Annotated in this window: 9 protein-coding genes and 2 pseudogenes; all 11 read left to right on the top strand. The window is 71.0% G+C overall.

The window, feature by feature from the left end:
- Window positions 1–502: pseudogene (locus ACWGH4_RS24360) on the top strand (hypothetical protein); the annotation flags it as partial.
- A gap of 136 nt (window positions 503–638) precedes the next feature.
- Entirely contained in the window at window positions 639–1,889 is a 1,251-nt protein-coding gene (locus ACWGH4_RS24365) for a hypothetical protein (RefSeq protein ID WP_453464503.1), read from the top strand.
- Window positions 1,889–3,487 (top strand): substrate-binding domain-containing protein, encoded by a 1,599-nt coding sequence (locus tag ACWGH4_RS24370; RefSeq protein WP_453464506.1) that lies wholly within the window; start codon window positions 1,889–1,891, stop codon window positions 3,485–3,487. The genes ACWGH4_RS24365 and ACWGH4_RS24370 overlap by 1 nt, the downstream gene beginning before the upstream one ends.
- Window positions 3,471–4,250 carry a hypothetical protein gene (locus tag ACWGH4_RS24375; protein ID WP_453464509.1) on the top strand — a complete coding sequence of 260 codons (780 nt, stop codon included), beginning with the start codon at window positions 3,471–3,473 and terminating at the stop codon, window positions 4,248–4,250. The genes ACWGH4_RS24370 and ACWGH4_RS24375 overlap by 17 nt, the downstream gene beginning before the upstream one ends.
- A 38-nt stretch (window positions 4,251–4,288) precedes the next feature.
- Window positions 4,289–4,789, top strand: coding sequence for an AsnC family transcriptional regulator (locus tag ACWGH4_RS24380; RefSeq protein WP_441261673.1), 501 nt, complete (start codon window positions 4,289–4,291; stop codon window positions 4,787–4,789).
- 67 nt (window positions 4,790–4,856) lie between these two features.
- Window positions 4,857–4,958, top strand: a pseudogene (locus ACWGH4_RS24385) (alpha/beta fold hydrolase); the annotation flags it as partial.
- A gap of 101 nt (window positions 4,959–5,059) precedes the next feature.
- Window positions 5,060–5,695, top strand: a complete 636-nt coding sequence (locus ACWGH4_RS24390; RefSeq protein ID WP_453464513.1) for a maleylpyruvate isomerase N-terminal domain-containing protein — start codon at window positions 5,060–5,062, stop codon at window positions 5,693–5,695.
- A 187-nt stretch (window positions 5,696–5,882) separates the two neighbouring features.
- The gene (ddaH, locus tag ACWGH4_RS24395; protein ID WP_453464516.1) at window positions 5,883–6,713 is read left to right on the top strand and encodes a dimethylargininase; all 831 of its coding nucleotides are present in this window, start codon (window positions 5,883–5,885) and stop codon (window positions 6,711–6,713) included.
- Window positions 6,710–7,933, top strand: coding sequence for an ornithine--oxo-acid transaminase (gene rocD, locus ACWGH4_RS24400; protein WP_453464519.1), 1,224 nt, complete (start codon window positions 6,710–6,712; stop codon window positions 7,931–7,933). The genes ddaH and rocD overlap by 4 nt, the downstream gene beginning before the upstream one ends.
- Window positions 7,934–8,056: 123 nt before the next feature.
- Entirely contained in the window at window positions 8,057–8,893 is an 837-nt protein-coding gene (locus tag ACWGH4_RS24405) for a M55 family metallopeptidase (protein ID WP_453464522.1), read from the top strand.
- Window positions 8,886–9,337: M20/M25/M40 family metallo-hydrolase (locus tag ACWGH4_RS24410; protein ID WP_453464525.1), on the top strand; the 452-nt coding region annotated here is incomplete at its 3' end. The genes ACWGH4_RS24405 and ACWGH4_RS24410, both read left to right, overlap by 8 nt.

Here is a 9,337-nt window from a genome sequence, read left to right on the forward strand (position 1 = left end):
GTCGTGGGCGACCTACGTCGCCGACGACGCCGACCCGGAGGAGATCCCCCTCGTCGGCTTCTCCGCCCCGGCGATGCTCAAGGAGAAGTGGTGCGTCTCCGACGCGGACCTGGACGGCTCGTCCGACGAGACCTGGCTCGCCGCCGCCGGCTCCCGCGGCGAACGCGGGGCGAGAACGCCGGAGGAGGCCGCCCGCGACAACGCCTCCCTGTGGGTGTACGGCGGCTACACCCAGCCGGACAAGGCCAAGGTGACCAAGGGCGCGCCGGAGCCGTACACCACCGCCTCCGGCATCACGGGCAGCGTGGCGACCGCCTCCTCCACGGGCGTCGAACCCGTGGGCAAGTGCGACACCGACGGCAAGGCGACCGCCTTCGCCTTCAAGAACCCAAAGGGCGACATCGTCTCCTGGACGTTCGTAGGAGCGAAGGGGGTAGGGGAGGAGGTGCCGGACGGAGTCGTCCGCAAGGTGCTGAGCACCGTCCGCCTGGCCGGCGGCTGACCGGTGCGCCCGGCGGCCAACAGGGCTTCGCACCAACGGAGTTGTTCACCGAATGTTGGCTGATTCGTCGTACGCGAGCCGCCCGGAAGGGTAAGGCTGTTCCCGAGGTGACGCGGGGGACGAAGGGGGAGCGCCCGTGGCTGTCGGAGAGAGACGGGTCACAGCGGAACCGCGGCTGGGCATCAGGCGTGAGTCGCGCTCGTCATGGTCGAGGCGCGGCTTCCTCCTCGTCGTTGTGCCCCTGCTGGCGGCCGTGCTGACAGGCGTCGCCGTGCTGGCCGTGTCCGGGAACGTCCTGCTTCCCTTCCAGGCCGTCATCACCCTGGAAGGGAAGATGGCGTCCAAGCGGGACTTCTTCGAGGACGAAGAGGTCCAGCGGATCCTGATGAAGCATCACATACGGGTGCACATCACGGCGTCGGGCTCACGCGAGGTCGCGATCAGGGACATCTCCTCGTACGACTTCGTCTTCCCCTCCGGCCAGCCTGCCGGGGACCTGATCACCGCCGAACGGGCCAAGAGCAACCAGTACGCCAAGGTGCACCGCCCCTTCGTCAGCCCCATCGTGCTCGCCACCTACCGGGAGTACGCCAGAACGCTCGAGGACGCGGGCGTGGCCAAGGCACACCGCGGGACGGGTCCGGTCGCGGACCAGCCGCCCTACTACGTCCTGGACATGGCCGGGTTCCTGCGCCACATCCACGACAAGAGGCGCTGGGACGACATCGGCATCGAGCGGCACGGTATCGCCAACGCCAACCGCATCGTCGCGCAGACCCCCGACGTCTGCGGTTCCAACTCGGCCGGCACCTACCTCGCCCTGGTGGCGTTCACCTGGCACGGCGGGGGCGACGAGGTGCCCGACACCGACCAGGAGGCCGACGCCCGCGGGCGCGAGATAAAGCACCTGCTGGAACAGGGCCTGCCCGCCGCGGACGTGTTCCGCACCTATGTGTCGCCGGAGGGCAAGAACATCGCGCCCGTGGTGGTGGCCTACGAGCACCAGTACCTGGCCTACCAGCTGAACTACAAGGCCCGGTCGAAGAAGCTCGACGAGCAGCGCGTCCTTCTCTACCCCTCCGGACAGTTCGTCACCCAGCCTCAGTTCATCGCCCTCAACAAGGACGGCGACCGGCTCGGCGAACTGATCACGCACGACCCGGAACTGCGGCAGCGCGCCATGGAGCTGGGCTTCCGGATCCTCGATCCGACGGGGCAGGTCGCCGGGGACCAGCTGACCCGGTTCCTCGAGGAGCGCGGCGTCCCCGCCCCCGCCACGGAAGGCGACGACACCCGGACCGCGATGCCGAGGCTTCGCTACCTGGAGAGGATGATCTCCGTCGTCGGCGACTGCCCCCCGGCCGATGTCCTGCCGGGGCGGCCCTGATGAGGCCCCGGCGCCGGGCGATCTCGCTGATCGCCCTGTGCATGGCGGGCCTGTGGCTCGCCGCGGCCACGGCCTGCGCGCCCGGCGGCCCCGAGCGGGTGACCCTGCGGGTGCTGGCCAGTTCCGAACTCGCCGACATGGCCCCCCTGCTCGACGACCTGCGCCGCGACACCGGCATCACGCTCGAGATGGAACACCGGGGCACGGTGGACGCCAGCAACGAACTCGCGGCGCACGAAGGCCGCCCCCGGCACGACGTCGCCTGGCTCTCCTCCGACCGCTACTACCTGCTCAAGGTCAAGGCGAACGGCGGGCACGGGGAGAAACCGCTGGCGACCAACATCATGCGCTCGCCCGTCGTCCTCGGTGTGAAGCGGGCCACGGCCGACCGGCTGCGCCGGGCCGCGGCGGGCGGCCGGATCTCCTGGGCGGACGCCGCCGACGCCGCGGCGGACGGATCGCTGCGCTTCGGCATGGCCGACCCGCGGCACACCAACAGCGGCCTCGCGGCCCTCGTCGGAGTGGCGACGGCCGCCGCGGGCACGGGTACCGCCCTGCGTCCGCAGGACGTCTCCTGCGAGCGGCTGCACGGCTTCTTCGCCGGACACCTCCTCACCGGCGACGCCTCCGGGAAGCTCGCCGACGGCTACGCCGCGCGACAGGACGAACTGAACGGGCTGATCACCTACGAGTCCGAACTGCTGGCGCTCAACAGCAGCGGCAAGCTCCGCGAGCCGTTGGAGATCGTCTATCCCAGGGACGGCATGGTGCTCTCCGACTATCCGCTCCTGCTGCTCGACCCCTCCAAACGGGCGGCCTACGACAGGCTCGTCGACTGGCTGCGCAGCGGACCCGTCCAGAAGAAGATCATGGAACGCACTCTGCGCCGGCCGATCGATCCCGGCGTGCCCCGGATCGACCGCCTGCGGGAGCCGGTCGGCAACGCGCTGTACTTCCCGGACGACCAGAAGGTCGTCGACCGTCTCCTCGCGGACTACGGCGACCCGGAACGTGACCGGGCGGCCCGGGTGATCTTCGTCCTCGACTTCTCCAGCTCGATGCGCGGCGAACGCATCGCGGCGCTGCGCGAGACCATCGACGGTCTCGCCGGCGGCGACGACTCGCCCTCGGGAAAGTTCGTCCGCTTCTACCGGGGCGAGACGCTCACGGTGATGCGGTTCGGCGGCCGCGTGCTTGAGGAGCGGAACATCACCTACGAAGGGCAGCGGGACCTGGACCGGCTGCGCGCGGTCGTGGCGTCCGACGACTTCGCCGGATCCACCGCCATCTGGTCCTCGCTCGACCACGCCTACCGCACCGTGGCCCGCGATCCGCGTGACCGGCCGGAACGGCGGATCTCCATCGTCCTGATGACGGACGGTGAGAACAACGCCGGCATGGACGTGGACGCCTTCGTCCGCGGGCACGCGCGGCTGCCGGAGGACGCCCGCCGGGTGCGCACGTACACGATCCGCTACGGCGAGGCGGACACGAGGGAACTCGACCGAGGGGCACGGGCGACGGGCGGCCGCATGGTCGACGCCACCGACCGGTCCCTTCTCAGCGCGTTCAAGGAGATCCGTGGGTGTGTTCACTGAGATGTGGTGGAGCGTCTGGTGGCCCTGGATGCTGCTGTGGCTCCTGACGGCCGCGGGGGCGGGGGCACTGCTCGTCCTCGCCGCCGCACGGCTGGCGGCCGGCCGGCGCGGCGGGGCCCGGAACCTCACCTACAGCATCTGCTTCTACCTCCACGACCGGTCCGTCATGGACCACTACCAGATGCGCGGTTACGCGGCGGCGCTGCGCAGGGAGGTCGAGCAGCGGACCAGCGACAGCAAGGACGGCACCATCAGAGCCACCGTCTTCGGACTGAGCGCCGGCGGCGGGAGACGTGACAACAGCGAGATCGTCAGCAAGTACATGGAGGTCGCGGAACCCATCTCGGTGATCGGGATCATCATGGACGTGCTCGAGGAGAACGACGTCATCGTCCATGTCGACCTCGCGGGCGGCACGGTCAGACGGAACGCGGCACTCACCCGGGCACTGGCGAACCGGCCCGGCGGCGAGGGCCGCTCCTCCCAGACGGATGTACGGCTGCGGGACATCGAGGACTTCGTGCTCATCCGCGGCCGCTTCCGGAAGATCGACGAGTCGCCCGAGTCCACGGTGTTCCTCGCGCCCTACGGCGACCCCGAGGACCCGGCCGCGGGGCCGCGCGTACGGGTCACCTGCGCCACCGAAGGGCTGCGCAACCAGGTGCCGAGCGGCACGTTCTCCGCCCGCTGCCTCGGCAAGGTCCAGGACTGGAACTCCGAGGAAGCGGTGCTGGAAGTGCAGGCCATGGCCATCTTCCGATAGGGTCCGCGCGCGACAGGGCCGTCCGGAGGAACCTTGACATGACGAACAGATCCGCGCCGTTCGACGAGCTCGACCGCAAGATCGTCGCGGCCCTGGTGCAGAACGCGCGGACCAGTTTCACGGAGATCGGCGCGGCGATCGGCCTGTCGGCCACGGCGGTCAAACGCCGGGTCGACCGGATGCGCGAGAACGACATCATCACCGGTTTCACCACCACGGTGCGTCCCGCCGCGCTCGGCTGGGCCACCGAGGCCTACGTCGAGGTGTACTGCGACGGCGCCGCCCCGCCCCGGCGGCTCGCCGAGGTCGTGCGCAACCACCCGGAGATCACGGCCGCGATGACGGTGACCGGCGGTGCGGACGCGCTGCTGCACGTACGGGCGACGGACGTCGAGCACTTCGAAGAGGTCCTCGAACGCATCCGGGCCGAGCCGTTCATCCGCAAGACGATCAGCTACATGGTGCTGTCCCACCTGCTGACCGGCAGCCCGGAGGCCGGCGCCGGCCGCGCCGCGACGAGTGGCGACGCCGGCATGTGACCCCCTCTCCGGCAGGCGCGCAGAACCCGGTTGCCCCGCCGGACCGCCGGTGAAAGGGTCTCGGCCCATGCCTACCTTTTCCGCGCACGACGGAACCCGTCTCTCTTACCGGGTGTCCGGGGACGGCGCGCCCCTGATCTGCGTCCCCGGCGGACCCATGCGGGACTCCACGTCCCCGCGGGCCCGGCTCGTCGTCCAGCCGGGAGCCGGTCACTTCCCGTGGCTCGACGACGCCGAGCGTTTCGTCGCGACCACGTCGGCGTTCCTGCGGTGAACGGCCGCCCACCCGTCACCGCCGACGACCTCGACAACGCCGTGCAGCTCGCCGTCGCCGCCCTCCGCGAGGTACCCGCGACGGCCTGGGACGGCAACGCGGGCACCCTGGAGTGGACCTGCTGGGAGACCGTCGAGCACCTCGCCGACGACCTGTTCGCCTACGCCGTCCAACTCGGCCCCCGCACCCCGCCGCTGGACCGGGAGGTGCCCTTCGCCTACGAGAGCCGCCGGCCCGGCGGCCCCGCCAACTCCGTCCACGCCGATCGCACGGCGGGCCCCGACGGTCTGCTCCAGGTGCTGGAGGCCGGCGGCGCGCTGCTCGTCGCCATGGCGCGCACGACATCGCCGCAGGTGCGTTCCCACCATGTCTTCGGCGCGTCCGACCCCGAGGGCTTCGCCGCGATGGGCATCGTGGAGACCCTGGTGCACACCCACGACATCGCCGACGGGCTCGGCCTCACCTGGGACCCGCCCGCCGGCATCTGCTCACGGGTGCTCGCCCGGCTGTTCCCCGACGCCCCCGCGGACGCCGCACCCTGGCCCGCGCTGCTCTGGTGCACCGGCCGCACCGACCTCCCCGGACGGCCACGCCCCGCCACCTGGCGGTGGCACGGCGCGTCGCCCGCGTAGCCCGAACGGGTGGTGTAGGCCCGGCGGGCGACGCGAAACGCCGCCGATGGGCCGTACGACGCAGGATTGCTGCGCATACACGCAGCGGTTGTTCCTTGTCGCCCGAACCTCCCGATTCCTACCGTTGAGACGTCACCGGTCGTCACCGGTCGTCACCGGCCATCTCAGGAATCGGGAGGAACCCCGGGTGCCACCCAGCCGCGTGCCTCGCCCCAGGCGTTACCTGGTCTGCGAACCCCGTTACTTCGACGTGAAGTACGCCATCAATCCGTGGATGAGCGAGAACACCGAGGTCGATCAGGACCTCGCCCGGTCCCAGTGGAACGCCCTGACCGACGCCTACCGCGCTCTCGGCCACAAGGTCGAGTGCGTGGAGCCCGACGCCGAACTGCCCGACATGGTCTTCGCCGCCAACTGCGCGCTGGTCCTCGACGGCAAGGTCTTCGGCTCCCGCTTCCACGCGCCGCAGCGCCGGCCGGAGGAAGAGGCGTACGCGGCCTGGTTCAAGGTCGCAGGGTTCGACGTGCACCGGCCCGGGTCGGTGTGCGAGGGCGAGGGCGACCTCGTCCCCGTCGGCGGCCACATCCTGGCCGGCACGGGATTCCGTACGACCACCGAGGCGCACCGCGAGGTGCAGGAGTTCTTCGGCGTACCGGTGATCGGCCTCCGGCTCGTCGACCCGTACTTCTACCACCTCGACACCGCGCTGTTCGTCCTCGACGACGGGAGCGACGGGCACACCGCGAACATCGCCTACTACCCGGAGGCGTTCTCGCCGGGCAGTCTCGCGGTGCTGCGGCGGCTGTTCCCCGACGCGGTGATCGCCACCCGCGAGGACGCCATGGCCTTCGGCCTCAACTCCGTGTCCGACGGCCGCCACGTCCTCGTGGCCCCGCAGGCGAAGGCACTCGCCGGACAGCTCGCCGAACACGGCTACGAGCCCGTCCCCGTAGACATGTCCGAATTCCACAAGGCCGGCGGCGGCATCAAGTGCTGCACTCAGGAGATCCGCGCATGACTCTCACCCCCGTACGCACGCAGCGCTCCTCCGAGGAGCTCATCCGCGCCGAGAACACGGCGCTCGCGCACAACTACCACCCGCTTCCCGTCGTCGTCGCACGCGCCGAGGGCGTTTGGGTCGAGGACGTCGAGGGCCGCCGCTACCTCGACATGCTGGCCGGCTACTCGGCGCTCAACTTCGGCCACCGCCACCCCGGCCTCGTCGCCGCAGCCCACCGCCAGCTCGACGAGGTCACCCTCACCTCGCGCGCCTTCCACAACGACCGGCTCGCCGGCTTCGCGGAAGGTCTCGCCGAGCTCACCGGCCTCGAGATGACCCTGCCGATGAACACCGGCGCGGAGGCCGTCGAGAGCGCGGTCAAGGTCGCCCGCAAATGGGCCTACGAGGTCAAGGGCGTCGCACCCGACCGGGCGACGATCATCGTCGCCGACGGCAACTTCCACGGCCGCACCACCACCATCGTCAGCTTCTCCACCGACGAGTCGGCGCGCGGCGGGTTCGGCCCCTTCACGCCCGGCTTCCGGATCGTGCCCTACAACGACCTCGCCGCGCTCGAGAACGCGATCGACGAGACCACGGCCGCCGTGCTCATCGAGCCGATCCAGGGCGAGGCGGGCGTCCTCATCCCCGACGACGGCTACCTCGCGGGCGTGCGCGAGCTGACCCGGCGGGCCGGCTGCCTGTTCATCGCCGACGAGATCCAGTCCGGTCTCGGACGCACCGGCACGACCCTCGCCGTCGACCACGAGTCGGTCGTCCCCGACATGCTGCTGCTCGGCAAGGCCCTCGGCGGTGGCATCGTCCCCGTCTCCGCGGTCGTCGCACGCCGGGACGTGCTGGGCGTGCTGCGTCCCGGCGAGCACGGCTCCACGTTCGGCGGGAACCCGCTGGCCGCCGCGGTCGGTTCCGCCGTGGTCGACCTGCTGGCCACCGGAGAGTTCCAGCGCAGGGCCGCCGACCTGGGCGAGGTGCTGCGGGAGGGCCTGACCGGGCTGGTGGGCAAGGGCGTCGTCGGCTTCCGCTCCCGCGGCCTGTGGGCGGGCGTCGACGTCGACCCGGCCATCGGCAGCGGCCGGGAGATCAGCGAACGGCTGATGGCCGAGGGCATCCTCGTGAAGGACACCCACGGCTCGACCATCCGGATCGCGCCGCCGCTGACCATCACCCAGGAGGAACTCGGGTCGGCCCTCGCCTCCTTGGAGAAGGTCCTCGGTTAGCGGGCCGCACCCGGCCGCTCCCCGGAGCGGCCGGGACGCGGCGTGACCAGCCACTCCGCTCCACGGCCACCCTGTCGTAAGGTGCACTTCTGGCAGCGTGGCCGTGGCGGAACGGAGAGAGCCGTGAAGATCCTTATCAGCGCCGACATGGAGGGCGCCACGGGGGTGACATGGCCGGCCGACGTCCTGCCCGGCACACCCCAGTGGGAACGCTGCCGCTCCCTGTTCACCTCCGACGTGAACGCGGCCGTCCTCGGCTTCTTCGACGGCGGCGCCGACGAGGTGCTGATCAACGAGGCGCACTGGACGATGCGCAACCTCCTCCTCGAGGAACTCGACGAACGCGCCGAGATGCTCACCGGGCGTCACAAGTCGCTGTCCATGGTCGAGGGCGTCCAGCACGGCGACGTCGACGGCATCGCCTTCATCGGCTACCACACCGGCGCCGGCGCGGAAGGCGTCCTGGCCCACACCTACCTCGCCAACTCCATCACCGGTGTCTGGCTGAACGGCGTCCGCGCGAGCGAGGGCCTGCTCAACGCCCATGTCGTCGCCGAATACGGCGTCCCCGTCGTCCTCGTCACCGGCGACGATCTGACCTGCGAGGACGCCCTCGGCTACGCCCCCGAAGCGCTCAAGGTCGCGGTCAAGGACCATGTTTCGCGCTATGCGGCCGTCTGCCGGACCCCGGCCCGCACCGCGGCGGACATCCGCGCCGCGGCCAAGGAGGCCGCCGCCCTCGCCGTACGCCACGCGCCCGTCGAGGGCGGGCCGTTCACCGTCGAGCTCGAGTTCGACGCCGAGCACCTCGCGGCCGCGGCCACCGTCGTCCCTGGCGTGGCACGGGCCCGGGGGGAGAGGCGGGTGGTGTACACCAGCGGGACGATGTACGAGGGCATCCGCACATTCAAGGCGGTCACGACGATCGTCTCCGCCGCCGTGGAGGAGCAGTATGGCTGACGTGACAGAGACCCCCATCGACGCCCGCGCCCTCGACGAGGTGGTGACCTTCACCTCCGAGCTCATCCGCATCGACACCACCAACCGGGGCGGCGGCGACTGCCGTGAGCGGCCCGCCGCCGAGTACGTCGCCGAACGGCTGGTCAACGCGGGGCTCGACCCGGTCCTTCTGGAACGCACCTCCGGCCGCACCAACGTGGTGGCCCGCTACGAAGGCTGGGACCCGGGCGCCGACGCGCTCCTCGTCCACGGCCACCTCGACGTGGTTCCCGCGGAGCCCGCCGACTGGACCGTCCACCCCTTCTCGGGCGAGGTCCGCGACGGAGTGGTCTGGGGCCGCGGCGCCGTCGACATGAAGAACATGGACGCCATGGTCCTCGCGGTCGTACGGGCCTGGGCCCGGCACGGCATCAGGCCCCGCCGCGACATCGTGATCGCTTACAC

It is taken from the genome of Streptomyces sp. NPDC054847, from assembly GCF_053610925.1.

Coding starts and splice junctions, on each gene's coding strand:
- ACWGH4_RS24370 (WP_453464506.1), top strand. CDS start 1,889: ATGAGGCCCCGGCGCCGGGCGATCTCGCTGATCGCCCTGTGCATGGCG.
- ACWGH4_RS24380 (WP_441261673.1), top strand. CDS start 4,289: ATGACGAACAGATCCGCGCCGTTCGACGAGCTCGACCGCAAGATCGTC.
- rocD (WP_453464519.1), top strand. CDS start 6,710: ATGACTCTCACCCCCGTACGCACGCAGCGCTCCTCCGAGGAGCTCATC.